Source organism: Streptomyces sp. NPDC041122 (assembly GCF_055592445.1).
In genome coordinates, this window is the sequence record NZ_JBVIYQ010000004.1 from 188,699 (window position 1) to 215,645 (window position 26,947).

Annotated in this window: 30 protein-coding genes and 1 riboswitch; of the genes, 13 read left to right on the forward strand and 17 right to left on the reverse strand. The window is 72.1% G+C overall.

All coding sequences use genetic code 11. The features are described 5' to 3' along the window. Nucleotides 1–140: 140 nt before the first annotated feature. The 3 genes from ACZ6B8_RS16870 to ACZ6B8_RS16880 form a co-directional block, all read right to left on the reverse strand. Entirely contained in the window at nt 141–512 is a 372-nt protein-coding gene (locus ACZ6B8_RS16870) for a hypothetical protein (protein WP_471607671.1), read from the reverse strand. 244 nt (nt 513–756) lie between these two features. Then, complete coding sequence (gene cynS / locus ACZ6B8_RS16875) at nt 757–1,227, reverse strand: cyanase (RefSeq protein ID WP_471607672.1); 471 nt, start codon at nt 1,225–1,227, stop codon at nt 757–759. A gap of 74 nt (nt 1,228–1,301) precedes the next feature. Beyond that, complete coding sequence (locus tag ACZ6B8_RS16880; RefSeq protein ID WP_471607673.1) at nt 1,302–1,904, reverse strand: carbonic anhydrase; 603 nt, start codon at nt 1,902–1,904, stop codon at nt 1,302–1,304. Between the two features lie 119 nt (nt 1,905–2,023). Between ACZ6B8_RS16880 and cynR the strand changes: the two genes are divergently transcribed. After that, nucleotides 2,024–2,944 (forward strand): transcriptional regulator CynR, encoded by a 921-nt coding sequence (gene cynR, locus ACZ6B8_RS16885; RefSeq protein ID WP_471607674.1) that lies wholly within the window; start codon nt 2,024–2,026, stop codon nt 2,942–2,944. A gap of 94 nt (nt 2,945–3,038) precedes the next feature. Then, nucleotides 3,039–3,554 carry a lytic polysaccharide monooxygenase auxiliary activity family 9 protein gene (locus tag ACZ6B8_RS16890; protein ID WP_471607675.1) on the forward strand — a complete coding sequence of 172 codons (516 nt, stop codon included), beginning with the start codon at nt 3,039–3,041 and terminating at the stop codon, nt 3,552–3,554. Between the two features lie 155 nt (nt 3,555–3,709). Here ACZ6B8_RS16890 and ACZ6B8_RS16895 read toward each other — a convergent pair whose 3' ends face one another. Continuing rightward, on the reverse strand, nt 3,710–4,309 hold the full coding sequence (locus tag ACZ6B8_RS16895; protein WP_471607676.1) for a TetR/AcrR family transcriptional regulator: 600 nt from the start codon (nt 4,307–4,309) through the stop codon (nt 3,710–3,712). 138 nt (nt 4,310–4,447) lie between these two features. Here ACZ6B8_RS16895 and ACZ6B8_RS16900 point away from each other — a divergent pair, with 138 nt between their 5' ends. Further along, complete coding sequence (locus ACZ6B8_RS16900; protein WP_471607677.1) at nt 4,448–5,452, forward strand: GNAT family N-acetyltransferase; 1,005 nt, start codon at nt 4,448–4,450, stop codon at nt 5,450–5,452. A gap of 70 nt (nt 5,453–5,522) precedes the next feature. On the opposite strand, the gene ACZ6B8_RS16905 is transcribed toward ACZ6B8_RS16900, so the two are convergent. After that, nucleotides 5,523–6,083 (reverse strand): DinB family protein, encoded by a 561-nt coding sequence (locus ACZ6B8_RS16905; RefSeq protein ID WP_471607678.1) that lies wholly within the window; start codon nt 6,081–6,083, stop codon nt 5,523–5,525. A gap of 231 nt (nt 6,084–6,314) precedes the next feature. Between ACZ6B8_RS16905 and ACZ6B8_RS16910 the strand changes: the two genes are divergently transcribed. Together ACZ6B8_RS16910 and ACZ6B8_RS16915 are read left to right on the forward strand one after the other, a co-directional pair. After that, nucleotides 6,315–6,653: a PRC-barrel domain containing protein gene (locus tag ACZ6B8_RS16910; protein WP_471083944.1), complete on the forward strand. Its 339-nt coding sequence runs from the start codon at nt 6,315–6,317 to the stop codon at nt 6,651–6,653. A gap of 157 nt (nt 6,654–6,810) precedes the next feature. Continuing rightward, nucleotides 6,811–6,966, forward strand: coding sequence for a DUF6131 family protein (locus ACZ6B8_RS16915; RefSeq protein WP_355807043.1), 156 nt, complete (start codon nt 6,811–6,813; stop codon nt 6,964–6,966). Nucleotides 6,967–7,161: 195 nt separating this feature from the next. On the opposite strand, the gene ACZ6B8_RS16920 is transcribed toward ACZ6B8_RS16915, so the two are convergent. Then, a complete protein-coding gene (locus ACZ6B8_RS16920; protein WP_471083602.1) occupies nt 7,162–7,290 on the reverse strand; it encodes an LPFR motif small protein in 129 nt (42 codons plus the stop codon). A gap of 241 nt (nt 7,291–7,531) precedes the next feature. Between ACZ6B8_RS16920 and ACZ6B8_RS16925 the strand changes: the two genes are divergently transcribed. Genes ACZ6B8_RS16925 through ACZ6B8_RS16935 form a run of 3 tightly spaced genes read left to right on the forward strand, consistent with a single transcriptional unit; the run spans nt 7,532 to nt 11,194 of the window. Next, entirely contained in the window at nt 7,532–8,065 is a 534-nt protein-coding gene (locus ACZ6B8_RS16925) for a (2Fe-2S)-binding protein (protein WP_471607679.1), read from the forward strand. Then, nucleotides 8,062–9,057 (forward strand): FAD binding domain-containing protein, encoded by a 996-nt coding sequence (locus ACZ6B8_RS16930; protein ID WP_471607680.1) that lies wholly within the window; start codon nt 8,062–8,064, stop codon nt 9,055–9,057. The genes ACZ6B8_RS16925 and ACZ6B8_RS16930 overlap by 4 nt, the downstream gene beginning before the upstream one ends. 31 nt (nt 9,058–9,088) lie before the next feature. Next, nucleotides 9,089–11,194 (forward strand): xanthine dehydrogenase family protein molybdopterin-binding subunit, encoded by a 2,106-nt coding sequence (locus ACZ6B8_RS16935; protein WP_471083593.1) that lies wholly within the window; start codon nt 9,089–9,091, stop codon nt 11,192–11,194. A 27-nt stretch (nt 11,195–11,221) separates the two neighbouring features. On the opposite strand, the gene ACZ6B8_RS16940 is transcribed toward ACZ6B8_RS16935, so the two are convergent. Further along, nucleotides 11,222–12,244: a PHP domain-containing protein gene (locus tag ACZ6B8_RS16940; RefSeq protein WP_471607681.1), complete on the reverse strand. Its 1,023-nt coding sequence runs from the start codon at nt 12,242–12,244 to the stop codon at nt 11,222–11,224. A 140-nt stretch (nt 12,245–12,384) separates the two neighbouring features. After that, nucleotides 12,385–12,612 (reverse strand): DUF5133 domain-containing protein, encoded by a 228-nt coding sequence (locus ACZ6B8_RS16945; RefSeq protein ID WP_471083587.1) that lies wholly within the window; start codon nt 12,610–12,612, stop codon nt 12,385–12,387. Between the two features lie 194 nt (nt 12,613–12,806). Between ACZ6B8_RS16945 and ACZ6B8_RS16950 the strand changes: the two genes are divergently transcribed. Together ACZ6B8_RS16950 and ACZ6B8_RS16955 are read left to right on the forward strand one after the other, a co-directional pair. Further along, a complete protein-coding gene (locus ACZ6B8_RS16950) occupies nt 12,807–13,106 on the forward strand; it encodes a hypothetical protein (protein WP_471607682.1) in 300 nt (99 codons plus the stop codon). 116 nt (nt 13,107–13,222) lie between these two features. Beyond that, nucleotides 13,223–13,717 carry a hemerythrin domain-containing protein gene (locus ACZ6B8_RS16955; RefSeq protein ID WP_471083581.1) on the forward strand — a complete coding sequence of 165 codons (495 nt, stop codon included), beginning with the start codon at nt 13,223–13,225 and terminating at the stop codon, nt 13,715–13,717. 43 nt (nt 13,718–13,760) lie between these two features. On the opposite strand, the gene ACZ6B8_RS16960 is transcribed toward ACZ6B8_RS16955, so the two are convergent. From ACZ6B8_RS16960 to ACZ6B8_RS16970, 3 genes are read right to left on the reverse strand one after another with little or no spacing between them, the layout of a single operon-like run. Further along, entirely contained in the window at nt 13,761–14,318 is a 558-nt protein-coding gene (locus ACZ6B8_RS16960; protein ID WP_471607683.1) for a cupin domain-containing protein, read from the reverse strand. Beyond that, the gene (locus ACZ6B8_RS16965) at nt 14,315–15,532 is read right to left on the reverse strand and encodes a cytochrome P450 (protein ID WP_471607684.1); all 1,218 of its coding nucleotides are present in this window, start codon (nt 15,530–15,532) and stop codon (nt 14,315–14,317) included. The genes ACZ6B8_RS16960 and ACZ6B8_RS16965 overlap by 4 nt, the downstream gene beginning before the upstream one ends. Then, entirely contained in the window at nt 15,529–16,608 is a 1,080-nt protein-coding gene (locus ACZ6B8_RS16970; protein ID WP_471083572.1) for a type III polyketide synthase, read from the reverse strand. Before ACZ6B8_RS16970 ends, ACZ6B8_RS16965 begins: the two co-directional genes overlap by 4 nt. A 272-nt stretch (nt 16,609–16,880) precedes the next feature. Between ACZ6B8_RS16970 and ACZ6B8_RS16975 the strand changes: the two genes are divergently transcribed. Both ACZ6B8_RS16975 and ACZ6B8_RS16980 read left to right on the forward strand, forming a co-directional pair. Continuing rightward, complete coding sequence (locus tag ACZ6B8_RS16975; RefSeq protein WP_471607685.1) at nt 16,881–18,467, forward strand: acyl-CoA carboxylase subunit beta; 1,587 nt, start codon at nt 16,881–16,883, stop codon at nt 18,465–18,467. A gap of 341 nt (nt 18,468–18,808) precedes the next feature. Then, a complete protein-coding gene (locus ACZ6B8_RS16980) occupies nt 18,809–20,029 on the forward strand; it encodes a cytochrome P450 (protein ID WP_471607686.1) in 1,221 nt (406 codons plus the stop codon). Nucleotides 20,030–20,101: 72 nt separating this feature from the next. Here the strand turns inward: ACZ6B8_RS16980 and ACZ6B8_RS16985 are convergent, their stop codons facing one another. Beyond that, on the reverse strand, nt 20,102–21,082 hold the full coding sequence (locus ACZ6B8_RS16985) for a TIGR01777 family oxidoreductase (RefSeq protein WP_471607687.1): 981 nt from the start codon (nt 21,080–21,082) through the stop codon (nt 20,102–20,104). Nucleotides 21,083–21,311: 229 nt separating this feature from the next. On the opposite strand from ACZ6B8_RS16985, the gene ACZ6B8_RS16990 reads away from it, so the two are divergent. Further along, nucleotides 21,312–22,238 (forward strand): endo alpha-1,4 polygalactosaminidase, encoded by a 927-nt coding sequence (locus ACZ6B8_RS16990; protein WP_471083557.1) that lies wholly within the window; start codon nt 21,312–21,314, stop codon nt 22,236–22,238. 25 nt (nt 22,239–22,263) lie between these two features. Here the strand turns inward: ACZ6B8_RS16990 and ACZ6B8_RS16995 are convergent, their stop codons facing one another. The 5 genes from ACZ6B8_RS16995 to ACZ6B8_RS17015 all read right to left on the reverse strand — a co-directional run bounded on the left by ACZ6B8_RS16995 (nt 22,264) and on the right by ACZ6B8_RS17015 (nt 26,928). Next, nucleotides 22,264–23,178, reverse strand: a complete 915-nt coding sequence (locus ACZ6B8_RS16995) for an energy-coupling factor ABC transporter ATP-binding protein (RefSeq protein WP_471083554.1) — start codon at nt 23,176–23,178, stop codon at nt 22,264–22,266. Next, nucleotides 23,175–23,924: a cobalt ECF transporter T component CbiQ gene (gene cbiQ / locus ACZ6B8_RS17000; protein ID WP_471083551.1), complete on the reverse strand. Its 750-nt coding sequence runs from the start codon at nt 23,922–23,924 to the stop codon at nt 23,175–23,177. Before cbiQ ends, ACZ6B8_RS16995 begins: the two co-directional genes overlap by 4 nt. 6 nt (nt 23,925–23,930) lie before the next feature. Then, nucleotides 23,931–24,329, reverse strand: coding sequence for an energy-coupling factor ABC transporter substrate-binding protein (locus tag ACZ6B8_RS17005; protein WP_471083548.1), 399 nt, complete (start codon nt 24,327–24,329; stop codon nt 23,931–23,933). Further along, a complete protein-coding gene (locus ACZ6B8_RS17010; RefSeq protein ID WP_471083545.1) occupies nt 24,326–25,045 on the reverse strand; it encodes an energy-coupling factor ABC transporter permease in 720 nt (239 codons plus the stop codon). The genes ACZ6B8_RS17005 and ACZ6B8_RS17010 overlap by 4 nt, the downstream gene beginning before the upstream one ends. Nucleotides 25,046–25,075: 30 nt before the next feature. Continuing rightward, nucleotides 25,076–25,259, reverse strand: a riboswitch (cobalamin riboswitch). Nucleotides 25,260–25,365: 106 nt separating this feature from the next. Beyond that, nucleotides 25,366–26,928, reverse strand: coding sequence for a diacylglycerol/lipid kinase family protein (locus ACZ6B8_RS17015; protein ID WP_471607688.1), 1,563 nt, complete (start codon nt 26,926–26,928; stop codon nt 25,366–25,368). Nucleotides 26,929–26,947 lie beyond the last annotated feature (19 nt).

The window sequence follows — 26,947 nt, forward strand, 5'->3', positions numbered from 1 at the left end:
TCTCCACGATGAGGGCAGGTCGAAGGAGCGCGTGACCGGACGTCGCGCCGACGAGGAGCGGTACGCGCCGCGCGTGGTGTGCGGGGCGTCGCGTCCTGCGGGGGGGGCGACGGGTCAGGCGCCGGGAAGGGTCTGCGTGCTCATCGGTGGGGCGGCCCGCGCGGGGCGGCCGCCGCATGGGGCCACGGTGTCGGCGCGAGGGCGGCAGCGGGGTGGGCGTCGGGCCCGCCCGGGCCTCGGTGGGGTGCGATGTCGAGGGCGGTGGGCGGCGGGCCTGCCGGCCTGGGGCCCGGAATGTGCGCGTCCGGACGGTGGGCGACGGCGATGTGCAGGGCGGGGACGTCATGCGGCCCGGTCGGCTGCGCGGCGTGCGCCGCCACGCTGTGCCGCGTGAGCGGTCCGTCGGCCGGTGTCCCGTACGCCGCGGCGGAGGGGACCAGCAGGGCGAGCACCGTGACGACGAAGGCCAGCGCGGACACGGCCGCACGCGCGGAACGGCTCTGCTGCGACACGTCTGCCCCGCCCCTCCGTTGCCCGTTCGGGTGCGCCCGGCGCGGCCCCGCCCTGCTCAACGTACGGCCGCACCGGTCCGTTCCACGCTTGCGTTCCCCGCGTGTGTCCACGGTACGGACGGGCCATCAGGCCCCGTACTCCACCGGGCTGGTGGGCACCACGCCCCGGCGAGGCGGCACGCTCACGGTCTCCTCCCCGCCTCCCGGTCCGAGCGCCGGTCGGACCGGCGCTCGGACCGGCCGGTCAGAACGGCTTGGTGGGCAGGTACTTGCCGTCCAGGGTGATCACCGCGCGCTCGCCGCCGTCGGGATCGGCGACCTTGCGCACGTCGAGCCGGAAGTTGATCGCGCTGATGATGCCGTCGCCGAACTCCTCGTGGACGAGGGCCTTCAGCGTGGTGCCGTAGACCTGGAGCATCTCGTAGAAGCGGTAGATGGTGGGGTCGGTCGGTATGCCGCCGGGGATCGAGCCGCGGGTCGGGATCGTCTGCAGCAGCAGCGCGGCGTCGTCGTCCAGACCGAGCAGCTCGGTGACGGCCCGTGCGGCGGGCTCGGGCAGCGCGTGCTGTCCGAGGACGGCCGCGGTGACGAAGGCGACGGACAGACCGGCCGTGTCGGCGATCTGCCGCCAGGACAGGTCCTCGCGCACCTTGGCCTCGACGGCGCAGACGGCGAGATCCTGACGGGCGGTGGGGTCGAACTGGGCTTGGTTCATGGCGTTTTGTCCTTTCGGGGTACGGGTGAGGGGTACGGATTCGGCCGTACGGGGCCGGGTGACGGCCGACGGCGTCATACGGCCGGCGCGGCGGCCCGGGTGAGGTTCTCGACGGCGCCGGAGGCGATGTCGTAGACCCAGCCGTGCAGGGTGAGCGCGCCGCGGTCCAGGGCGCGGACCACCGAGGGGTACGTGGACAGGTGGGTGAGCTGGGCGAGGACGTTCGCCCGCACCACGGCCGCGACGCGTTCGGCGCCGGCCGGGGAGTCGGGCACGGAGGCCCCCGCGGCATCCGCGTGGCGCAGCCAGGCGGCGACGGCGGGGGTGCCGCTCAGGTCGTGGCGCTCGGCGAGGGCGGTCATCGCGCCGCAGGCCGAGTGGCCGCACACCACGATGTCGGCGACGCCGAGGACGGTCACCGCGTACTCGACGCTCGCGGCGATCCCGTCGGGGTGCGGTGCGTGGGCCGGTACGAGATTGCCGGCCGTGCGGACGACGAAGAGCTCGCCCGGTTCGCGCTGGGTGATCAGCTCGGGTACGACGCGGGCGTCGGAGCAGCCGATGAACAGCGTGTCCGGCGCGTGCCGGTCGGCCAGGTCCGCGAACAACTCCGCTTTGGCCGGAAAGACATCCCGCTGGAAACGCTTCACTCCTGTGGTGAGGTCCTGCGCGGTCACGATCACTCCCTTCGATATGCCCCTCAGGGGCTGATGAGTCCCACCGTGCATGACCTGCTGCTATAGCGTCCAAGACTTGTTGAGCCTGAGTGCCATCGACCACATCTATAGTTGAGGGCATGGCCCCGGAACTGCGTCATCTGCGCTACCTCATCGCCGTCGCCGAGCACGGCAACTTCACGCGGGCGGCGGAGGCGCTGCACATCTCCCAGCCGACGCTCTCCCAGCAGATCCGGCAGCTGGAGCGCGCGCTCGGTGTCCCCCTGCTCGACCGCACGGGCCGCGCGGTACGGCTCACCGACGCCGGCTCCGCCTATCTGCCGCTCGCACGGCGCGCCCTGCAGGACCTCGCCGCCGCCGAGCGCGCGGTGCACGACGTGACCGACCTGTCGCGCGGCACGCTGCGCCTCGCGGTGACGCCCACGTTCACGGCGTACCTCGTCGGGCCGCTCACCGCCCTGCTGTACGCCCGCCATCCCGGAATCACCGTGCATCTCAGGGAACTTCCGCAGGAGCGCATCGAGCCGGCGCTGCTCGCCGACGAGCTCGACCTCGGCATCGCCTTCCACGGCCCGCACCTGCCCGGCCTGACCGCCGCGGACCTGTTCACCGAGACCCTCGACCTCGTCGTGGGCGACCGCCACCCATACGCCGGCCGCGCCGCTCCCCTGCCCCTCGCCGCACTCGCCGAGACCCGGCTCGCCCTGCTCAGCGGCGACTTCGCCACCCGCGTGCACATCGACACCCACCTCGGCCGGCACGCCGTGCGCCCCGCCGTCGCCGTGGAGGCCACCTCGATCAACGCCCTCACCGAGATCGTCCGGCACACCCCGCTGGCCACGGTGCTGCCCACCGCCCTCACCCGCGACCGCCCCGACCTGCACACCGTCCCGCTCGACCCCGCCCTGCCCGCGCGCACGGTCACGCTCCTGCACCGCGAGAGCGGCTACCGGAGCGCCGCCGCGCTGGCCTTCACCGGGCTGGCCCACGAGTGGTCCCGGACACAACTCCCGACCCACGAAGAACAATTGAAGGGTTGACGGAGTTCAGACAATCAGTAAGGTCTAGGCCAATGAGTCGACCGAGGCGCCCGGTCGCCTCTTCCCCCTCCCCCCCACCCCAGAGGGAGCAGAGATGCATGCGAAGCGGAAACTGGCGGCGGTCATCGGTGCGGGCATCGCGCCCGTCCTCGTCCTGACCTCCATCTCCCCCGCCGGCGCCCACGGTTACGTCAACTCACCGCCGAGCCGACAGGCGCAGTGCGCGGCCGGCACGGTGGAGTGCGGCGACATCACCCATGAGCCGCAGAGCGTCGAGGGGCCCAAGGGCCAGACGACCTGTAGCGGCGGCAACGAGCGGTTCGCCGAGCTCGACGACGACAGCAAGGCCTGGCAGGTCACCGACGTCGGATCCGCCCAGGAGTTCAGCTGGAAGCTGACGGCCCGTCACAGCACCAGCACCTGGCAGTACTTCGTCGGCGGCAACAAGATCGCCGAGATCGACGACGGGGGCGCCCAGCCGGGCGAGACCGTCACGCACAAGGTCGACTTCGGCGGGCTCAAGGGCCGGCAGAAGGTCCTCGCGGTGTGGAACATCGCGGACACCTCGAACGCGTTCTACGCCTGTATCGACGTCAACATCAAGGGCTGACGCCGACCCCGAGGCCGGGGCGCGTCGCGGCACCTGACCCTGCGGCGAGCCCCGAGGTGGACCCCCACACACCTGCCACCGCGCCCGTCCCGCCCGACCTCAACGGTCCGGCGGGACGGGCGTTCTGCCGTACGGAGCCGAGCGGGACCGCCCGTTCAGGTCGCGGCGACGGCGATCGAGGCGAGGAAGCCGTCGAGCAGGGCGGTCTGCACGTCCTCCGGGAACCGGGCGGGATCGAAGAGCGCCTGGACGACGAGCCCGTGGGTGAACGCCACCGCGGTGGCGGCGAGTTGTTCCGGATCGGCGTCGGCGGGCAGCTCGCCGAGCTCGCGTGCGGCATCCAGGTGGGGGAGGATCGTCGCGCGCAGGCGCGTGTAGCGGTCGGCCTGCTCCGCGGCCAGTTGCCCGTCGGCGAGGGAGAGGTCCCAGGAGCTGACCCAGACGCGGTTGCGGGCGGTGTCGCCCAGGGTCAGCGGCAGGATGTCCAGGAGCATGACCCGTACGGTGGCGAGGCCCTCGGCGGGCCGGGCGCGGCGGGGGCGTTCCGCGGTGCGCTTCTCCAACAGGTCCAGCGCGTGCGTGACCAGGGCCCGCTTGGTCGGGAAGTAGTGCATCAGCATGCCGGTCGAGACGTCCATCTCGGCGGCGACGGACCGCAGCGTCAGGCCGCCGAAGCCCTTGTCGGCGAGGACCCGCCACACCGCCTCGGACACGTCCTTGCGGCGGGCTTCACGGTCTCCGGGTGCGGGGGGCATGGTGCTACCTTACGTACCGAACACTTGTTACGCACCATCCCGGGCCTGTTCCCACCGGCCCGGTCCCGAACCGTCCCGTACGCACACCGGTTCCGCGGTCCCGCACCGGACCCGGTCGTCCCAGGAGGGCGCCCGCCCATGTTCACTCTGCCGCTCGACGACGGCGACCACGCCCTGCTCCGCCCCCTGGAGCCGTGGCAGGCACCGGAGTTCCTCGCCCACATCGACCGCGCCCGGGCCACCGTCGACCCGTGGATCCCCTGGGCGACCTTCAGCACCGATCTCGCATCGGCCAGGACCACCCTGCAGCGCTACGCCGACCGGCACGCCGCGGACACCGGCCGGATCTTCGGCATCTGGCTGGACGGCACGCTGGTCGGCGGCGTCATGTTCCCCCGCTTCGAGGCCGACTCCGGGTATTGCGAGGTCGGCTGCTGGACGGAGCCGGCCGGTGCGGGCCGGGGTCTGGTGACCCGGGCCTGCCGCGTGCTGATCGACTGGGCCTTCGAGGAGCGCGGGATGAGCCGCGTCGAGTGGTGGGTCGCCGCGGGCAACACCCGCAGCATCGAGGTCGCGCGACGGCTCGGCATGACCCGCGAGGGCGTCCTGCGCCGACGCTACCCCTATCGCGGGGAGCGACAGGACAGCGAGGTCTGGTCGGTTCTCGCCGAGGAGTGGCGGCCGGCCGGGGAAGGGACGAGCACCGGAGGAGGGGCGGGATCGACCGCCGGCGTCCAGCGTGAACTCGACCGGCTGATGGACGTGTTCATCGGCGCCTTCACCAACACCGGCGGCAGGCAGCCCGACCTCGGCGTCATCCGCGACGTCTTCGTCCCGCAGGGCCGGATCATCGCCAACGTCGGCGACGAACCCGTCTTCTACGACCTCGACGCGTTCATCGAACCCCGGCAGAAGATGCTCACCGACGGCACTCTGACGGAGTTCACGGAGTGGGAGGTCTCCGCGCGCACCGAGATCTTCGGGTCGGTCGCCCACCGGTTCAGCGAGTACCGCAAGTCCGGCCGCCGCAACGGCGAACCGTTCGAAGGCTCCGGTCACAAGACCACGCAGTACCTCCGCACTCCCGCCGGCTGGCGGATGACCTCACTGGCCTGGGACGACGCACCCGGTACCGCCCGCTAGAGCGGCGACGGCCACCACCCCACCCGCCATGAGGTGTGCCGCCTCCGCCCCACCCGTCAGGGTGCGGCCGTCACTGCCCCACCCGTCCGTCCACGCACTCGCGCAACAGGTCGGCGTGGCCGCAGTGCCGGGCGTACTCCTCGATCCGGTGCACCCACAGCTCCCGCACGGAGACCTCCTCCTTGCCCAGCCGCTCCCCCAGGTCCTGGTGGCCGGCCAGCGCGGCGTCGAGTGCGTCCTGTTCACGCGCCAGGTCCGCGAACGCGGCGTCGACCTCGGCCGGTCCGGCGACCACCTCGTCGAAGTCGGCGCCCCGGCGGCCGTACAGCTTCGGCAGCGGGTCGTCCTCGGTGATCCAGTTGCGCCAGTCCCGCTCCACCTCGGCCAGGTGCCGCACGAGGCCGAGCAGCGACATCGTCGACGGCGGCACCGAGCGGCGGGCCAGCTGCTCCGGGTCCAGGCCCTCGCACTTCATCCGCAGGGTCAGGCGGTAACTCGTCAGGTAGTCCTGCAGCGTCGCCAGCTCACCGTCAGGGCTGGCCCCGTCGCTGTTGCGGGGGTCGTCGGCGGGATCCGCCCACATGTCGCTGTAGACGGTCGCTCGGGTCCAGCGCTCAGGTTGGTCGCTCATGCGCGCCATGGTCGCCCGTACGGCCGTGGTGCCGCCAGCTATTTTGCGCGGGCTCCGACGGCGCCACGCCGACGCACCGGCGGGCTCCAGGAAATTCGCGTCTTTCTGTTTGACCGCGCCCTGGCAGGACACTCGGTGGATCGAAGCGGCCGATCAATACCCGCGCTGCTTCCGGCATTCGAATGCCGCGTGTTTCAAGTGTCAATCAGGGAGTCCTGCGTGAGCAACGAAATGTGGAGCTACGTCCCGACCGCCGGCCACGGCCCCGACGCGGATCTGACGGGCTACAAGGTCGAGGCCACGGACGGGCACATCGGCAAGGTCGACAAGCACTCGGACGAGGTCGCCAACCAGTACATCGTCGTGGACACCGGCGTCTGGATCTTCGGCAAGGAGGTCATGCTCCCCGCGAGCACCGTGACCGGCATCGATCACGAAGAGCGGCGGATCACGGTCTCGCGCACCAAGGAGCAGATCAAGAACGCCCCGGAGTTCGACAAGGAAAAGCATCTGGGCGACCCCGCCTACCGCGACCAGCTCGGCGGCTATTACAGCGGTCCGGGTCACTGATTCCGCCACGGCGGTTTCTTTTTGGCACGAAACATCAGGGCCACGGGGTGGCGGGCGTTCCTGTCCGTACCCGTGGCCCTGGTGACGGCATTCATCCACCTGACGGATTTCACCCGTCAGGAGTACACTAAGAAAAGTTCTCAGGGTCGGAGGATCCATGATCGCACTCGGCGTCATTCTGCTCGTCATCGGCCTGCTGACAGGCATCTCCATTCTCTGGACCATCGGCGTCGCACTGCTCGTCATCGGTGCGGTCCTCTGGGTTCTCGGAGCTGTCGGCCACTCGGTGGGCGGGCGCAAGCACTACTGGTAGAAGTCAGCGGAATCGGTGAGCGAACCGGTGACATCGGCGGTTCAAAGGGAACACCAAAAAGCGAACAGCGAAGAATCGGCTTGAAAACCGACAGCAGTGGCCATGGGAAGGGGGCCGGAGCAATTGCTCCGGCCCCCTTCCCATGGCCGTCGGTGGTGGGCCGTGAGGCCCGGAAGTCGCGGCCTCAAGGGCCCGTCAGTGGTGGCCGTGGGCGCTGTCCGAAGCGCCTCCGAAGAGCCGCGCGACAGCGCGGAACGGCAGGGTGACCACCGTGGCAATGGCTCCACCGATGGCGCGGAAAACGTCTGCAATGGCCTTCAGCATGAGGGGCCTCCGTAGAGCTGTGACTCAATAGCGGTCATTTGCTGTGTGCGGTCACACAGCCTTGCAACAGTCGCTTGCCCCGCCCCTCACCGGGAAAACTCTTCCGATACGGCGACGGGACGGTCCCCTCCACGGCGAAGGCGCGCCCGCGCCCTCCCGGCATGCCGGAATGCGTGTCCTGACTCAGGCTGGACAGACGATGTCGTCACAGACCACGTTCGGCACGAGGGAGCAGCGCGCCATGGGAACCGATGCGTTCCATTCGGAAGTGCCCATGACGGTGAACGGCACGGGCCACCGCCCCGTCGTCGACCACCGTTCGACCCTGCTGGACGTCCTGCGGGAGCAGCTGGACCTCACCGGCGCCAAGAAGGGCTGCGATCACGGCCAGTGCGGCGCCTGCACGGTCCTCGTGGACGGGCGTCGCGCGAACAGCTGTCTGCTCCTCGCCGTCGCCGTCGAGGGCTGCGAGATCACCACCGTCGAAGGTTTGCGCGCGGACGACGGCGAGGGCCGGCACCCCTTGCAGCGGGCGTTCTTGGACCGTGACGCCTTCCAGTGCGGGTACTGCACCCCGGGCCAGATCTGTTCGGCCGTCGGTGCCCTGGCTGAGGCCGCCGAGGGCCGCGCGTCGTACGTGACGGACCCGGCCGCGGCCGACGGCACACCCGTACAGCTGACCAAGGAAGAGATCAAGGAGCGCCTGAGCGGCAACCTGTGCCGCTGCGGCGCCTATCCCCACATCGTCGAATCCGTCGAGGACGTGGCCCGGTGAAATCCTTCATGTACGTACGCGCCCACAGCGTCGACGAGGCGACCGCGGCCCACGCCGGCCGCCCCACCTCCCGCTACCTCGGCGGCGGGACCAACCTCGTCGACCTGATGAAGCTGGGCGTCGAGCACCCCGAGACGCTGGTCGACGTCAGCCGGCTGCCGCTGGACTCCGTCGAAGAGCTCCACGACGGGTCCGTCCGGGTCGGCGCCGCCGTGCGCAACAGCGACCTCGCCGCCCACCCGCTCGTTCGCGACCGCTATCCCGTCCTGGCCCAGGCACTGCTCTCCGGAGCCTCCGGACAGCTGCGCAACGTGGCGACGACGGGCGGCAACCTCCTCCAGCGCACCCGCTGCCCCTACTTCCAGGACCTCGGCAAGCCCTGCAACAAGCGGGAGCCCGGCACCGGCTGCGCGGCGCGCGACGGCGTCCACCGTGACCACGCCGTCCTCGGCCACTCCCCGCTGTGCATCGCCACCCACCCCTCCGACATGGCCGTCGCCCTCGCCGCGCTCGACGCCCAGGTCGAACTGCAGGGGGCCCGGGGGTCGCGGACGGTGCCCGCCGCCGAGTTCCACCGGCTGCCCGGCGACCGTCCCGAGCAGGACACCGAGATCAGGCACGGTGAGCTCATCACCGGCGTCGTGCTGCCGGCGGCGAGCGCGGGTGTCCCCTCGGCCTACCGCAAGGCGCGCGACCGCGCCTCGTACGCCTTCGCGCTCGCGTCCGTGGCGGTGGTGCTCGACATCGACGACTCCGTCGTACGCCAGGTGCGGATCGCGTTCGGCGGTCTGGCGCACCGGCCCTGGCGCGCCCGGCGCGCCGAGGAGGAGCTGCTGGGCGAGGCGCCCACCGACGAGGCGTTCCTGCGGGCCGTCGACGCCGAACTCGCCGCCGCCGAGCCGCTGCCGGAGAACGCGTTCAAGGTGCCCCTGGCCCGCAACATCGCCGTCGACGTGCTGCGCCGCCTGGCCGCCTCCCCCACCGCGTCCTGACCCGCCCCCTTCACGTCTTCAGGGAGAACTCATGCCGGACACCGTCAGTGCGCTCGGGGCGCCCGCCGAGCGCAGGGAAGGTCCCGACAAGGTGACGGGGACCGCCCGCTACGCCGCCGAGCACTCGCCCGAGGGGTGCGCCTACGCCTGGCCGGTGCCCGCCACGGTGGCGAGCGGTGAGGTCACGGCCATCGACGACGAGGCGGCCCTGGCGCTGCCCGGTGTCGTCGGCGTACTCAGCCATCTCAACGCGCCGCGCCTGGCCGAGCCGGACGACGCGACCCTCGCGGTGCTGCAGGACGCCCACGTCCCGCACCGCGGCTGGTACGTCGCCCTCGTCGTCGCCGACAGCCTGGAAGCGGCGCGCGAGGGCGCCGCCGCGGTCCGGGTCGGCTATGCCGAGAAGGCACACGACGTCACCCTGCGCACCGACCACCCGGGCGCCTACGTGCCGGAGGACTCCGACGGCACCTCGGGAGAGCACGTACGGGGCGACGCCGAGGCCGCGTTCGAGGCCGCGCCGGTGCGCGTCGACGTCGACTACCGGGTGCCGCCGTTGCACAACCATCCCATGGAGCCGCACGCGGCGACCGCGCACTGGCAGGACGGGCATCTGACCGTGCACGACTCCAGCCAGGGCGCGACCACGGTCCGCGACGTCCTGGCCGGCCTGTTCGAGCTGCCCAAGGAGCAGATCACGGTCGTCTCCGAACACGTCGGCGGCGGCTTCGGCTCCAAGGGCACGCCACGGCCGCACGTGGTGCTCGCCACGATGGCCGCCCGGGTGACCGGCAGGCCGGTGAAACTCGTCCTCCCCAGGCGGCAGTTGCCGGCCGTCGTCGGGCACCGCTCCCCCACGTTGCACCGGATGCGGCTGGCCGCCGAGGAGGACGGCACGCTCACCTCCGTCATCCACGAGGTGACCGCGCACACCTCCCGTCTCAAGGAGTTCATGGAGACGGGCGCCGCCGCGACGCGCGTCATGTACCCCTCCGCACACGGCCGCACCACCCACCGCGTGGTGCCGCTCGACGTGCCGAGCCCGTCCTGGATGCGGGCGCCGGGCGAGGCTCCCGGCATGTACGCGCTGGAGTCGGCGATGGACGAGCTGGCCGAGGCGGTCGGCGTCGACCCCATCGAGCTGCGGCTGCGCAACGACACCGACAAGGAACCCGACAGCTCCCGGCCGTTCAGCAGCCGTCATCTCGCCGAGTGTCTGCGCGAAGGGGCCCGGCGCTTCGGCTGGGCCGGGCGCGACCCGCGCCCGCGCTCCCGCTCCGAGGGCCCCCTCCTGGTGGGCACCGGGGTCGCCGCGGCGACGTATCCGTTCAACGCCATGCCCTCCCGGGCCGCCGCCCACGCGTACCCGGACGGCAGCTATGTGATCCGGGTGAACGCCACCGACATCGGCACGGGCGCCCGCACCGTGCTCGCCCAGGTCGCCGCCGACGCGCTCGGCGTCCCCGTGGAGCGAGTGCGGACCGAGATCGGCAGCAGCGACCTGCCGGCGGCGCCGCTGGCCGGCGGTTCCATGGGCACCGCCTCCTGGGGCTGGGCGGTGCACGAGGCGTGCGCGCGCCTGGCCGAGCGGCTCTCCGGACAGCGGGGGCAGCAGCTCCCCCCGGAGGGGGTGGGCGCCTCGGCGGACACGGCGGGCACCGCCGACGCCGACAGCGACTACGCCCGGCACGCGTTCGGCGCGCACTTCGCCGAGGTGACCGTCGACCGGGTGACGGGCGAGGTGCGGGTGCGCCGCCTCCTCGGCGTCTACGCTGCGGGCCACATCCTCAACGCCCGTACGGCCCGCTCCCAGTTCGTCGGCGGCATGACGATGGGCCTGGGGATGGCGCTGACCGAGGGCAGCACGATGGACGCCGCTTTCGGCGACTTCACGGAGTCCGACCTGGCCTCGTACCACGTTCCTGCCCATGCCGACGTGCCGGAGATCGAGGCGCACTGGATCGACGAGGACGACCCCCACCTCAACCCCATGGGCAGCAAGGGCATCGGCGAGATCGGCATCGTCGGGACGCCCGCGGCCATCGGCAACGCGGTGCACCACGCGATCGGCGTACGGCTGCGCGAACTGCCGCTCACGCCGGACCGCGTGCTGTCGGTGCTGGAGAGCGGCGACTGAGGCGACGTCCACGGCACCACCGGGACCTCAGGACCTGGCCCTGCTCCGCCGCGTCCACGCCGTGAGCTCGTCCGCCGACCAGGTGGTCACCACGCGTTCGGCGGGCACCGCGCACTCCTCGGCCCGCGCGCACCCGATGATCTGCCAGTCCAGCTGGCCGGGCGCGTGCGCGTCGGTGTCCACGGAGAACAGCACGCCGGCATCCACGGCCCTGCGCAGCAACCGCCGTGGCGGGTCGAGCCGTTCGGGCCGGCTGTTGATCTCCACCGCCGTCTCCGCGGCCGCGCACGCGGCGAACACCTCGTCGGCGTCGAACTGCGACTCCGGCCTGCCGCGCCCGGCGACGATGCGTCCCGTGCAGTGCCCGAGGATGTCGGCCCGGGGATCGCTGACCGCGGTGACCATGCGGCGCGTCATCGCTGCCGCGTCCATGCGCAGTTTGGAGTGCACCGACACGACCACCACGTCCAGCCGGTCGAGCAACTCGGGCTCCTGGTCGAGGGAGCCGTCGTCGAGGATGTCGCACTCGATGCCGGTGAGCAGCCGGAAGGGCGCCCAGCGTTCGTTGAGCGCGGCCACCACGTCCAGTTGCTCGCGCAGCCGTTCCGGTGACAGGCCGCGGGCGATGGTCAGCCGCGGCGAGTGGTCGGTGAGCACGGCCCACTCGTGCCCGATCGCCAGAGCCGCCCGGCCCATCTCCTCGATGGGGCTGCCGCCGTCCGACCAGTCGGAGTGCAGATGGCAGTCGCCGCGCAGCAGCGCCCTCAGCTCGGCGCCGCCCTCGGCGATCGGATCGCGGGCCTCGCCCTCCAGCCGCTCCAGGTAGCCCGGCACCTCACCGGCCAGCGCCTCGCGCACCACGCCCGCGGTCTTGGGCCCGATCCCCTTGAGCGACTCCAGCGAACCGTCGGCGGCGCGACGCGCGGTCTCGCCCTCGGCCAGTCCGGCGACCACCGCGGCCGCGGTACGGAAGGCGCGCACCCGGTAGGTGGGTGCGCGGCCCCGCTCCAGCAGAAAGGCGATCCGTTCCAACGCCTCCACGGGCTCCATCGTCACCTCCGGCCTGGACGGACACCGCGACGTACCCGCGCGGCACGCGCGCTGTTCGTGCGGTGTGGCCCTTCCAGCGTCGCCCAGGCGCGGGCGAGCGGCACGACGAGCCGGGAGGGCGGGGGCGAAGGAGGGAGGGGTCAGGCGGCCAGGTCGGTCGTGTCGGCGTGAACGGTCCTGCCCAGTTGGGCCATGGCGGCCTCGACGGCTGCCTCCACGCTGCGGGTGCCGGTGGTGACGCACAGCGTGTACGAGACGTCGTCGAGGCCGCGACGGACCTCGGCGGAGTCCTCCGTCATACGCCGGGCACGCAACGTCGAGTAGGTGTTCAGCAGGGCGTTCAGAATCGCCGGGTGGGGCCTGAGCACGCCGCACTCCTTCCACGATGTGAAATTCCGTTGGGTTTCTCCCCTGTACCCCTGCTTTCGTGCCGCACTCATTCAAAAATCCGATGCCGGGCCTGCCGGTGCCCGCGGCCTTCGCCGCCTGCTCCGCTACGCGTGGTTACTCCCTCTGCTGCGGAGCGGAGGCGGAGGCGGCGCCGGGCGCCCAGGATGAGGCCATGGCGAACACCACAGCGCGTACCGGACCGCAGCGGGTCGACGGCCTCGACGCCGTCACCACTCGCTGGGCCGCCCGCGACATCTCCTCGACGCACGGCCGTCTGCGCGACGCCCTGATCTCCTGGCGGACGTCTCTGCCCCCGGCCTTCCACGCCCCGGACGCCGGACCGGCCGGCGGGCATGTGCGGCTCGTCGTCGCCCCCGCCGCGCCCGGCGCCCCCGAGGACTCCCTGCTCCTCCACCTCAGCCCGGATGAGGTGGAGCTGCTCATCGCACGGCTGTCCGACGCGTCACCCTGAGCGGACCGCGTCACGCGCAAAATCCCGATCACGGGGTATCCGGGCCGTCGAGACCCGAGACCGAACGGGCCGCCGCGCCGCCCCCGCGCGGGCCCGGCCCAGGAAAGGCGGACCCCATGTCCCCGACGAAGGACGTCGTCGAGCTGATCCTGCGGGACCACCGCACGATGGAGGACCTCTTCCGCGACATGCGCAGTGTGGAGGCCGACCGGGCCGCCGCACTCGGCGAGTTCGCCGACCTGCTCATCGCGCACGCCTTGGCCGAGGAGTCCGAGGTGTACCCGGCGCTGCGCCGGTACAAAAACATCGACGACGAAGAGGTCGAGCACGGCGAGGAGGAGCACGAGGAGGGCAACAAGGCGCTCCTCGAACTGCTCGAGGTCGAGGACGTCGGCTCGGACGAGTGGGACGAGAAGCTGGAGCAGCTCGTCGAGGCCATCGCCCACCACACGGACGAGGAAGAGCGCACCATCCTCAACGACGCCCGCGAGAACGTCGCCATGGACCGGCGCGAGGAACTCGGCGCCGCCTTCCTGGAGGAGCGGGGGAAGCAGCTCGCCGCGCACCGCGGGAACGCCGACGACATCCGCCGCATTCTCGGCAAGGAGTGAGGCGCGCACGCACCGTCGAGGTGAAACCGCACGCACCGCGGTCTCAACGTGCGGCAGCGGGCCGCCCGTCGTGGCGCAGGGGCGTGAGCTGCTCGATGTCGTAGCGGGCCCGCAGGGCCTCGATGGCGGCATGGTCGGGGGTGCCGCCGCCGTCGAGGAGGGCGAGGAGTTCCTCGAAGTACCGCTCGTGGTCGGGCGGTGGTGAGGCCTGGAAGAACATCTTCGCCGGCTTGTCGCCGCGGTTGGCGAAGGCGTGGGGGCAGCCGGGCGGTACGACGATGACGGTGCCGGGCGTGGCGCGTACGCTGCGGCGGCCGGAGGCCGACTCCCAGTGCTGCCAGCCGTCGGGCGTGCGTACCTTCGGTTCGAAGGCGAGGACGTCGAGTTCGCCCTCCAGGAGGTAGAAGAGCTCCTCGCTGCGCCGGTGCACATGCGCCCCGACGTCGAAGCCGGGCGGCACGACGACCTCGAAGCTCGAAGCCACCTGTGAGTGCGCGCCCGTGACCTTGAAGGTCACCTGCTGTGCCGGGGTGCGCAGGGTGCGTCCGTGACCGGTCGGCACCAGGAGTCCGTCCGCCGTCCGGACGTGGTCCGAAGTCACCAGGTCACCGGGAGGGCCTCGGGGCCACGGATGAGGGCGCCCGGCCGCCAGCGCAGTTCCTCCACGGGAACGGCGAACCGCAGTCCGGGGAAGCGGTCCACGATGGCCGTGATCAGGAGTTCGGCCTCCAGTCTGGCCAGCATGGCACCGACGCAGAAGTGCGGCCCGTGCCCGAAGGCCACGTGGGGGTTGGGGCTGCGGTCGAAGTCGAGGCGGTCGGGTTCGGGGAAAACCTCGGGATCGCGGTTGGCGGCGAGGTAGGAGACGTAGATGGCATCGCCCGCGGCGATGCGGACGCCGTTCAGGAGGATGTCCTCGGTGGCGATGCGGGACAGGCCCACCGAGTTGCGGTGGGGGATGTAGCGCAGGAGCTCCTCGATCGCCCGGGGGCGCAGTGCGGGTTCGGCGCGCAGCCGGGCCAGATGCTCGGGGTGGGTGAGCAGCAGGTACACCATGTTGCCGCAGTTGTTGGTGACCGCTTCGCCGCCGATTTGGATGAGCAGGGCGAATCCCACGGCCTCCGCCTCCGTGACCTCGCCGCGGTCCACCGCGGTCGCGAGGAGGCCGACGACGTCCTCTCCCCCACTGCTGCCGCGCCGCCGGAGCTGCTCCCGGAAGTAGCCGGACATCGCCTTCTTGGCCTGCTCGCTGCGGTCGGCTCCGTTGGCGGAGGACAGGATCAGCGCCGTCCACTCGTGCATCCGCGGGTGGTCGGCGGCCGCGACCCCCATGAGTTCGCAGATGACGGCCAGCGGGAAGGGTGCGAGCAGGTTCTCGGTGAGGTCGGCGGGCGGGCCCTCGCGCAGCAGGGCACCGACGCGTTCGTCGAGCATCTCCTGGGCACGCTCACGCAGGCGTTCCACACCGCGCCCCGTGAACGCCGGCGCCACGGCCCGGCGCATTCGCGTGTGGTTCGGAGGGTCCTGCATCCCGACGGCTTCCTTGCTCGGAATGAAGTGCGGGGCGAGCCGGGTGACGTCTCGTTCGAGGACCGCCTCACGGCTGAAACGGGCGTCGTTGGTCACCATGCGGACGTCGTCGTAGCGGGAGACCATCCAGGCCCACCCCTGGCCGTGGGGCAGCCTGATCCGCGTGAGGGGGCCCTCGCGCATCAGGTCCGCGAGGACGGGGTCGAAGTCCACACCGGTCAGATCCGCGGCCGGCCAGTACCGGATCGGCGGAAGCCCGGTGGCGGTGGTGGTCTCACTGGTCACTGGGCGTCTCCCGTGGGGGGCGTGGGGCGGGCGGAGGTCCAGTGGCCCAACGACATCTCCGCGGTGATGCCCGGGCCGAAGCCGGCGAGCAACCCGCGGCCCAGATCCGGGGCGCCGCCGTCGTCGAAGAGCCGGCGCAGCGCGTCGAGGACGACGGCGCTCGCGATGTTGCCGTACTCGGTGAGCGTGGCACGGCTGTAGCGGAAGGCCTCGGGAGGTACGCCGAGGAAGGTGCTGAGGTCGTCCAGGATGCGCGGGCCGCCGGCGTGGATGACGTAGAAGTCGAGGTCCGAGGCGCGCCAGCCGTGCTCCTTGGTCAGCGCCTCCAGGACGGGTGCGAGCGCCTCCATGGTGCCGGGCACCCGCTTGTCCAGCTGGAAGTGGAATCCGGTCGCCCGTACGTTGTAGGCGATCCAGTCCTCGGTGCCGGGGACCAGGTAGGAGCCGTTGCGCTCCAGGCTGATGCCCTCGCCGCCCTGCCCTCGGACCACGGCGGCGGCGATGCCGTCCCCGAACAGGCCGTTGCACAGCAGGTTGCCGACGGTCAGGTCGGTCGGCTGGTAGCAGAGGGAGCAGAACTCGCAGGCCACGATCAACGCGTTGGCCTCGGGGTAGGCCTGGCAGAAGTCGTGGGCGCGGTTGACGGCTGCGCCGCCGGCGGCGCAGCCCAGCTGGGCTATGGGTATCTGACGGGCCTCGCTCTTGAAGCCCATGGTGTTGATCAGCCATGCCGTGAGGGACGGCATCATGAACCCGGTGCAGGAGACGTAGATGATGACGTCGATGTCCGCGGGCCGCAGACCGGCGTCGCCGAGGGCCTCGAGGATGACGGCGGGCACCCGGGCCTTGGCCTCGCTCTCGTAGAGCGCGTTGCGTGCTTCGAGTCCGGGGTGGCGCAGGGTCTCCTCGATCGGCTGGAGGAGGTGGCGCTTCTCCACGCCGGTGTTCTCGATCAGCCGCAGGGCGAGCGGAAGTTGCGGGTGATCGGCGTGGAGCGTGCGCGCCAGGTCGAGCGTCTGCTCCATGGTGATCACATGCTCGGGCACGGACACTGCAGGTCGGCACAGAGTCGCCATGGGGAGCCCTTCTGTCACACGAGCGGAGACGAAGCCGTTCTCCCACCATCCCCTGACGGGGGTACCGCCCCCAGATCAACTGGTCCGATCGGGTGTCGGTGGCCGAGCCGGCTGGCGGACCCGTCGGCCCCGGGCCGTCCCGCCCCAGAGGGATCGGTCCGCTTCGGCGGGGCGTACGAGGGCGTGGGCGGCCGGCCCAGCGGATGCCTCGCGGCCGCCGACCGCACAAGATGTGGGGACCAGCGATCGGCTCAGGGGTCGGAGGTCCTTCGATGACGTTGGCGGACGGATCAGCGACCGCGGTGCACTCCCTCGACGCGGCATCCCCCGGGCAAGTGGCCGACGAGGGACGCGAGATGGCGCGCCGGGTCGCCGAGCTCGACCGGGTCAAGGCGGCACTGGCGGAGGGCTCCGGGGCGCCGGCTTCGCACGCGGAGTTCGGTGCGCGCGAACGGCTGGACCTGCTGTTGGACGAGGGATCCTTTGTCGAGACGCGCCCCCTGCGACGGCACCAGGACGCGCCGTGCGCGAGTGCGGCGGACCCCGAGTACGCCGACGGCGTCGTCACCGGGTGGGGGACGGTGGAAGGCCGCACCACGTTCGTCTACGCGCTCGATTCCCGGGGTACGGGCGGCGGACTCAGCGAGACGCACGCGGAGAAGATCCACAAGGTGATGGACCTCGCCGAGCGTGCGGGGGCGCCCTTGGTGAGTCTCTGCGAGGGGGCCGGGGCGCACCTCCGGGAAGGGGCGGTCGCACTGGCCCGGTACGGCGGCATCCTGCGCCGTGCCGCCCGCGCCTCCGGGGTCGTCCCGCAGATCAGCGTGGTGCTCGGACCGTGCGAGGGCGCCGCCGCCTACTCGCCGCTCCTCGGCGACTTCGTCTTCGTGGTGCGCGGCGCGGCCGCGGCTCCGGGTTGCGGCGGGCTCCCGGAGGCCGAGACACGGACGGCGAGCTTCCTCTTCGAGGACGAAGAGAGCTGTCTGGCGGGCGTGCGCCGCCTTCTTTCCTTCTTGCCCGCGAACAACCGCGAGCTTCCCCCTCTCGACGCATCCGGCGATCCCGTGCGCCGGAACAACGATTCCGTGAGCAGGAGCAGGAGCAGGAGCGGCGAGAGGCTGCGCGAGATCGTCCCTCGTGAGCCCGGACGCCCGTACGACATCCACGAGGTGATCGGCGAAATCGTGGACGACGGCGCGTACATGGAGTGCCACGAGGGCTGGGGCAGCAGCTTCGTCTGCGCGCTCGCGCGGCTGGGCGACGAGGCGGTCGGTGTCGTCGCCGACCAGCCCCGTGCCGCGGGCGGTGCGCCGGACGCCGACGGGCTGCGGAAGGCGACCAGGTTCGTGACGGTCTGCGACTCGTTCAACATCCCCCTGGTCACCCTCGTGGACGTGCCCGACTTCGCCACCGGCGGCCGACGGGAGGCGGGCGAGCTCGTCCGGCACGGCGCGGGTCTGCTCTACGCCTACGGCAACGCCACCGTGCCCCGGCTCTCCGTCGTCCTGCGCAAGGCGCACGGGGCCGCGTACCTCATGCGGGACTCCCGTGCCGTCGGCACGGATCTGGCGCTCGCCTGGCCCACCAACGAGATCGCGGTGACGGACGCGGAGACCGCCGTGGACGGGGCGTTCCGGCGGGACATCGCGGAGTCCGACGATCCTCAGATCACGCGCGAGCGGCTGCTCAAGCAGTACACCGCCCGGTTTCTGCATCCCTACTACGGGGCCGAGCACGGTCTCGTGGACGATGTGATCGATCCTGCCGCGACCAGGGACATCCTGATCGCGGCCCTGGCCACGTTGCGGCCCAAGCAGGAGGACCCACCCTCACGCAAGCACGGGAATCCGCCCTTATGACGGATCGACTCCCCGTGGATCTGCAGATCCACGGCGGACAGCCCAGCAGCGACGAACTGGCGGCGCTCGCCGCGGTGTTGGCGACGAGCCTGCGGCGTCGGGCTGCCGCACTCCACGCGGAGTCGACGGGGCCTCGCCGGGCGAGCTGGGACCACTCGGGGTGGGCGGCCCGTCGGCACCCGACCGGGCCGTGGCGGGCCACCCCCGCCTCCCGATACCCCTGGCCTCCTTGACCCTGGCCCTCTCCCTGGAGCCAGAGGGGCAGGGCCACGAGCCGCCCCGGTCACCGTCTGGAGCACTCCCCCGCGACAACGCGCCGGAGGGCGCCCGATCGTTGAGCCATGGCAGAAGACACCACCACCCTTGCCGAGCAGGCCCCTCCCCCGGTCCGGGACTGGCCCGACACCGGAGTGCCGGGCACCGAGTTCGACCCGGTCCTCGCGGAGCTGATGGCCGAAGGACCGCTGACGCGGATCCGGCTTCCGCACGGCGAGGAGGAGTGGGCGTGGCTCGCGACCCGGTACGACGACGTGAAGATGATCACGAACGATCCGCGGTTCAGCCGCAGGGCTGCCTCCCTGCGCCAGTTCACCCGGCTCGCCCCGCACTTCGCCCCGCGGCCCGGAGCGCTGGCCTGGGCCGATCAGCCCGATCACAACCGGCTGCGGCGCGCCGCCTCCGCCGCGTACACCGTGGGGGCGGTCAAGCGGCTGCGCCCCCGCGCCGCGGCGATCCTCGATGAACTCGTCGACGCCATGGCGCAGGACGGGCCGCCGGCCGACCTGATCGAGCGGGTCCTGGAGCCGTTCCCGATCTCCGTGGTCTGTGAGGTGATGGGGGTTCCCCCGGACGAACGGCGCCAGGTGCACGAGTGGACGCGGGAGATCATCTCCACCGCGGGCGGCGCCGAGGCGTCCGAGCGTGCCAAGAAGGGCCTGTTCGGCTGGATCGCACAAGCCATCCGCGACCGGCGGGACGGGGACGACGTGCTGTCGCGGCTCGGTGCGGCGGTGCGCGGCGGCGAGCTCGCGGAGGAAGAGGCGATCAGCGTCGCGGGCCCGCTGCAGATCGGCGGCGAGGCGCTGACCAACAACAGCGGCCAGATGTTCTACCTGCTGATGACCCGGCCCGACCTGATGGACCGGGTGCGCGACGACCCCGCGTCCCGCCCCGCCGCCATCGACGAACTCCTGCGCCACATCCCCCACCGCACCGCCGTCGGTCTTCCGCGCATCGCCCTGGAGGACGTCGGGATCGGCGGCGTCCAGATCCGGGCGGGCGACCCGGTCTACGTGTCCTACCTGGCCGCCAACCGCGACCCTGACGTCTTCACCGACCCCGACCGGATCGACGTCGACCGGGACGCCGGCGGGCACATGGCGTTCGGGAACGGGCCGCACTACTGCACGGCCGCCGTCCTGTGCCGTATGCAGCTCGAGTTGCTGCTCGACACCCTGCTGGAGCGCTTCCCCGGCCTCCGCCTCGCCGTTCCCGCCGACGAGGTCCCCTTCCGACAGCACACGATGATCCGGGGCCCCGTCTCCCTTCCGGTCACGTGGTGACCGCGTTCGTGAAACGACCGTCGGGATCCTCGCGGGCCGAAGGGTTGGTCGCCGTGAGCCCGCGCAGGGCGGTCAGGCGCCCGCAGCCGTCCGGCGGAAGGAGGGCCGGGACCGTTCCCGACGCGTCCGCCGTACGAGGTCGGCCGCCGCCTGCGGCCAGGCGCCGTGGTCGAAGGTGAACCCGGCGTCCCTCAGCCGCCCGGGCACCACCCGCCGACTCTTGAGGAGGAGTTCGGTGTCGGAGCGGAGCACGAAGGCGCCGACTTCGGCCATCCACCTCGTCGCGGGCAGCCCGGCCGGCATGCCGCACGCTCGGCGCAGCACGCGCATGAACTCCCGGTGCGGCAGCGGGTCGGGAGCGGCGAGATTGACCGGCCCGCTGATCTCCTCGCGGTCGATCAGGAACTCCACGGCGCGGACGAAGTCCCGGTCGTGGATCCAGGAGACGTACTGCGCGCCTCCCGCGACCGGACCGCCGAGACCGAGCCGCGCCAGCCAGAGCAGGTGGTCGAAGACGCCGCCGCGGTCGGGGCTCATGACCATCGCCGACCGCAGCGCCACCTTGCGCGTGCCCGGCGTCACGGCACGCTCCTGCTCCCGCTCCCAGTTCCGTGCGATCTCGACGCTGTAGGACCAGTAGCCGGGGAGACCGGGCTCGTCTCCGCCGATCACGCCGTTGGCCTCGTCGTTCGGCGCGTCGAAACGGTGGGCGTAGATGGTGGCGGTGCTCATCTGGAGCCAGACCCGGGGCGGCTTGCGGGCAGCGGCGATCGCCTCGCCCACGACGCGCGCGGAGTCCACGCGCGAATCCATCATGGCGCGGAGGTTCTCTTCGGTGTAGCGGCAGCTGACGCTGCGTCCGGCGAGATTGACCACGACGTCACTGCCGTCGACCACCTCCGCCCAAGGGCCCGACGAGCGGCCGTCCCAGAGGACTTCACCGTCCCGCCCGGGGCGTCTGGTCAGGACCACGACCTCGTGGCCCGCGGCGGTCAGCGCCCGACGCAACACGCCGCCCACCTGACCGGTACCTCCTGGCAGCACGATCTTCACCTGGGCCTCCCGTGGCGCGACGCCTGATGTCGTACGTCGAGCGTACGACTCGCCCGTTCGCGCGCGGACCCCGGCCCGGCCGACCACACGGCAGGGGAGCACGGCGTCCTGACTCACCGGACAGTCGTGACCGGAAATGCCCCTTCGCACTCTGGCTTGATTTAGCCGGACATGAGCCGAAACGACGCCCGCCGCGAAGGGAGCAGACACGTACTGAGATCCTGGTCCTGTGACCGGGATCAAGAGGCGTACCAGCAGAAACATCGAGCACCGCACACGCGGCTTCGTGCGGGCCGGCGACGGGGCGCGGCGATCCGTACGGGCCGGTCTGGGCGGCGCCCTGCTCCTGGCCCTCGTCGTCGGCTGCTCGGGCGGCTCCGGCGACTCCGGCCGTTCCGACCACCCCGAGCGCGGCACCGCCGCACGGGGTGACGTCCGGCAGCCGCCCGTCGACGCGCGCTTCGACTACCAGTTGGGCGGCGCCTACCCGCCCCCGGCCGGGGTGCGCGCCGTCTCGCGCGACCGCGCCGCCGAGCCCGCCGCGGGCCGGTACAACATCTGTTACGTCAACGCCTTCCAGGCCCAGCCCGGCAAGAAGGCGGCGCGCTGGTGGCAGCGCGAGCACCCCGATCTGCTGCTCCATGACGACGAGGGACGGACGGTCGTCGACGAGGACTGGCAGGAGCCCCTGCTCGACATCTCCACCGCGAAGAAGCGCGCGGCGCTCGCCGAGATCGTCGGCAAGTGGATCGACGGCTGCGCCACGGCGGGCTACGACGCGGTGGAGCCCGACAACCTGGACTCCTACGAGCGCTCCGACGACCTCCTCACCCCCGACGACGCGGCCGCCTTCGCCCGGCTGCTCGCCCGCCGCGCCCACGACCAGGGCCTGGCCATCGCACAGAAGAACACCACCGACCTCTTGGACCGGCGCGAGCACATCGGCTTCGATTTCGCCGTGACCGAGGAGTGCGCCCACTACAAGGAGTGCCCCGACTTCGCGTCCGCGTACGGGGGGAAGGTCTTCGACATCGAGTACGTGGCGAAGGACTTCGACGCCGCCTGCCGCTCCTGGGGCAAGAAACTCTCGATCACGTTGCGCGACCGCGACGTCCGGCCCACGGGCGAGGACGGCTACGTGTACCGCCACTGCTGACGGATCCCGCCGAAGGCGGCCGGGCTCAGCTTTCGGCCGCCCGGCCCGTCGGCGTGCCCCGGACCGCCGCCCCCACGAGCGCGGCCAACTCCTCAGCCGTGCGCGGCCCGTCGCCCGCCCCGGTCGGCAGGCCGTGCGTCCGCAGCAGCTCCCCGACGGCGATGCCCCACGGCAGGTGCAGCCCGGCCTGCGCCAGCAGGTCCCGTCGGCCGAGCATCTCGGCGACCGGGCCGGTCCGCACCCCGGCGGGTGTCAGCAGCGCCGCGTCGTCGGCCCAGCGCAGGGCCAGATCGACGTCATGGGTCGCCATCACCACGGTGGTCCCGGCGTCCCGCAGCCGCTGCAGGGTGACGAGGAGGCGTTCCTGGCCGTCGGGGTCGAGTCCCGCGGTCGGCTCGTCGAGGACGAGGACGCGGGGCCGCATCGCCACGGCGCCGGCGATGGCGGTCCGTTTGCGCTGGCCGTAGGAGAGCAGATGGGTGGGCCGGTCGGCGAGGGCCACGATGTCGAGGGCAGCGAGCGCCTCGGCCACCCTGGCCCGGACCTCGGTGTCGGACAGGCCGAGGTTGAGCGGGCCGAACGACACGTCCTGCTCGACCGATGCGGCGAAGAGCTGGTCATCGGGGTCCTGCACGACCAGCTGGACGGTGGTGCGCAGCCGGGTCAGACCCTTGCGGTCGTACGTCACGGGGACGCCGTCGACCGTCAACCCGCCCGCGGCGGGGCGCAGTCCGCCGCTGAGCAGGCGCATGAGGGTCGTCTTGCCGCTGCCGTTGCGGCCGAGCAGCGCGAGGGCGCGGCCCTCGACGACGTCGAAGTCCAGTCCGCTGAGCACGGTGGGCCCGTCCTCGTACGCGTAGGACGCGTCGCGCAGGGCGACCAGGGGCTGTCCCGGCCCGCCGCGGGCGCCCGGCTCGCGAAGAGCCCTCGGCTCGGTCATGGCAGGAACCTTTCCAGTACGAGGGTGAGGGCCACCAGGCCCACGAGGAGGACGCCTCCGGCCGCCACGAAGGGCCGGGAGATCCGGGCGTCGGGGACGAGGACCCGCAGCGTGCCGTCGTAGCCGCGTCCGGCGAGCCCGGCGTGCAGCCGGCCGGCCCGGTCGAAGGCCTGCACGAAGGCGGTGGCGCCGAGCGAGGCGAGGGAGCGCCAGGTGGCGGCGCGGGTGGTGTGGCCGAGGCGGGCGGCCTGCGCCTGCCGGATGCGGCTCATGGAGTCCAGGAGCAGGAAGCTCATGCGGTACGTGACGAGCGCCACGTCCACGACGGGTGCGGGCACACCGGCCTTCACCAGCCGGGGCAGCAGGTCCGACATCGGTGTGGTGAACGCGAACAGCAGCACGCCGAGCGAGGCCGCGGAGGTCCGCAGGAGGAGGCCGCCCGCGCGCGCCGGGCCTCCGTCGGCGAGCGTCACGAAGCCCTCGGGGCCGCCGAGTTGGACGAGCAGCGTGAGGGCGCCGGTGACGCAGAAGCCGAGCGGCACGCGGTAGGCACGCCACAGTTTGCGGGGCGGCACGCCCGCGGGTCCGAGCAGCAGGACGAGCGCCGCGGTCAGCACCAGCGCGGCGCCCGGCCAGGGCGGCAGCGAGATGGCCAGGACGGTGAGGCCGAGCCCGAGCACGGCCTTGTCCACGGGGTGCCGGCGGCGCCAGCGACTGCTGTGCGCCGCCGCGTCGATGGGCAGCACGCCGGGTCAGACCTGCCCGGCCCCGGACCGGCCGGCCTCCTGGCCGGCCGGGGTGCCGGCCGCGGCACCGGTGGACCGCTCCGCGTCCGCCTCCTGCGCCACCGTCTGCTCCGCGCCCTGGCGGCGTCCCTTGCGCAGCCCGAAGTAGTAGGCGAGGACACCGGCGCCCATGGCCGCCTGCAGGGCGAAGAGCGCCGACTCGATCTCCCCGGAGGGGGGTTCGTACAGTGGCGAGAACCACGGCTTGTAGTCCGGCTTGATCTCGGTGATCGCGGTCTCGGCCTGCGCGTCGGCGCCGGCGAACGGCTCCTTCTCGTCGTCGCCGAGCCCGAGCGCCACGGGCAGCACCGCGAGCGCGGCGACCACCACGAGCAGCAGGATGTTGATTTTCGCGTTCCGGCTCATCGGGCGCTGGCCCCCGTCTCCGTCTTGGTCGTCGTCACGTCCGGCGTGCTCTTGCGCTGCATCAGCACGCCGAGCCGGGTGAGCTCGCCCCTGCTGGACTGCACGAGCAGCCGCATCACCAGGACGGTGAGCAGTCCCTCGCTGATCGCCAGCGGGATCTGCGTGACGGCGAAGATTCCGCCGAACTTGCCCAGAGCCCCGAGGAATCCGCTGCTGGGGTCGGGGAACGCGAGCGCCAGCTGAACACTGGTGACGCAGTACGTGGACAGGTCGGCGACGAACGCACCGAAGAACACGGCGACCATGAGCGGGACGTCGAACCGCTTGAGGAGCCGGTAGACCGCGTATCCGGCCCAGGGGCCGACGATCGCCATCGAGAAGGCGTTGGCGCCCAGGGTGGTGAGCCCGCCGTGGGCGAGCAGCAGGGCCTGGAAGAGCAGGGTGATGGTGCCCAGCACCGTCATGATGGGCGGCCGGAACAGGATCGCTCCGAGCCCGGTTCCCGTCGGGTGCGAGCAACTGCCCGTGACGGACGGGATCTTCAGTGCGGACAGGACGAACGTGAAGGCCCCGGAGGCGCCGAGGAGCAGCGTGCTCTCCGGGTGTTCCTTGACTTCACGGGTCAGGGAGCGGACTCCGTGGACGACGAACGGCGCGGACGCTACGCCCCAGGCGATCGCGTGCGCCGGTGGGAGGAAACCCTCGGCTATGTGCATGGCTCGGCAGACCCTCTCCAGCACCTCGTGGATGGACAACGCGCCTTGGCCGGTCTCCTGGCTGACGGGTCGTACCGACCGGACTCCGCCTTCCCGGGTGCGTGCGCACCCAGTGGCTGCCGCGAGGGCTGGAGCCGGACTTCCCGATCACAGTGGCGAGGGCCGCACCGGCATCACACCGGATTTCCCGTTCACCAAGGCGTGGCGACATTAGTGCGCAACTGATCTGCTGACAACTTGCGCACGGGTTGCGGCGGTGGCACACGCGAGCGCGTGTACCACCGCGTACGCCCCTGATCAGCGGCCGTGTGGCGGGTGGGTCAGCGGAGCCACTGGTCCTGGTCGGCGGGCCGGTAGAGGGTGAGGGCCTTGGGGAGCTTGTCGAGCACGAGCCGCTGGTACGTGGTGTCGGTCACCTCGCCGTCGTAGGCGAGGTGCGGGTCGCCCTCCACGACTTCCAGCTCGAGCCGGCGCACCTGGGCGGTCGTCAGGACACGGGAGTTGTGCAGGGTTCCGGTCAGGACGGCGAGGAGCAGCCGGGTGCGGGCCAGCGGAGTGCCGGCCTCCACGGCGCGGACGTCGAGGAGCCCGTCGTCGAGCTGGGTGCGGTAGGTCGGGGCGAAGCCCGCCGGGTGGTAGATGCCGTTGCCCGCGAAGAGCAGCCAGATGCGGCGCGGCCGGCCGTTGATCACCACGGAGAGCGGGGCGCCCGTCGCCAGAACCTTGGCGAGGCCGATGACGAGCGCGGGCCACTTGCCGATGCGCTTCTCGAGCCGCTCCCGGGCATGGACCAGGTCCGAGTAGACGCCGATGCTGAACGTGTTGAGGAAGAGCTGCTGTTCGCCGCGGGCCTCCAGCTCGCGGGTCGGCGCCTCCTGTGTGCCGCCGGTGGCGGCGCCGGGCTGCTGATAGGCGGAGGCGCGTCCCACGTCGGAGGTGACGGCGTCGCCGGACCCGATGGCGCGGGTGACGTCTTCCAGCGTCACGTTGCCGAGGTCCACGGCGAAGTGGTTGAAGGTGCCGCCGGGGAAGACGGCGAGGGGGACCTGGTGCCGTGCCGCCGTGACGCTGCCCGCGTTGACCGTGCCGTCGCCGCCGCACACCCCCAGCGCCCCGCCGTCCGCGACGGCGCGCTGCGCGGCCGCTTCCAGGAGGGCCACCAGATCGTCGCCGGGTTCGAAGACCGTGATCGACGCTTCGGGGAGCAGGGTGCGCAGGGTGTCGGCGGTGTCCCTGCTCCAGGCGACGCCGGAGGACGGGTTGACGACCACGTGCAGGCCCTGGCCGTCCTTGAGCGCGGGGGCCGGCCGGCGCGGCGGAGCGCCCGCGGCCGCCGCCGCGGGCTTCACGGGCCACCAGCGGCAGGTGAGCAGCGCGGCCCCCACTCCGATGAGGGCTCCGGCGGCCGTGCGGCCGCGGTGGTCGAGGCCCTTCTGGCCGCGCGCGTAGGCGAGACCGGCCGCGAACGGCAGGACGCCCAGGCCGTGCCGGGGCGACTCCATGACGACCGCCGAGGTGAAGGCGGTTGCCGTGGCTATCGGGCTGGCGGGCAGCGAGGCGGTGCGGGGGCGAGGGAACAGCGCGGGCAGGCCGTCCAGGACGGGGCGGGCGCTGCGGGCCGCGGGCTTGGCCACCGCATGGTTCACAGCTGTGACGATCGCCACCGATCCGAGCCCCCGCAGGGCAGCCCTGCGGGCGCTCCTGTCCCCCGAGAGACCCAGTGCCGTGGCGGCGCCCAGCCATACGGCGTCGTGCTCGACCACCGTACGGAGCGCCCGTGTCACGGCCCCGCCGCGAGCGGGGCCCACCAGGTCGAGGGCGGCGGCCAGCCGTTTGCCCGGCCCCGGGCCCGGCACCTTCCACCGCTGAACAGATCGCTTCATTCGCTCGCCACACCTCTGC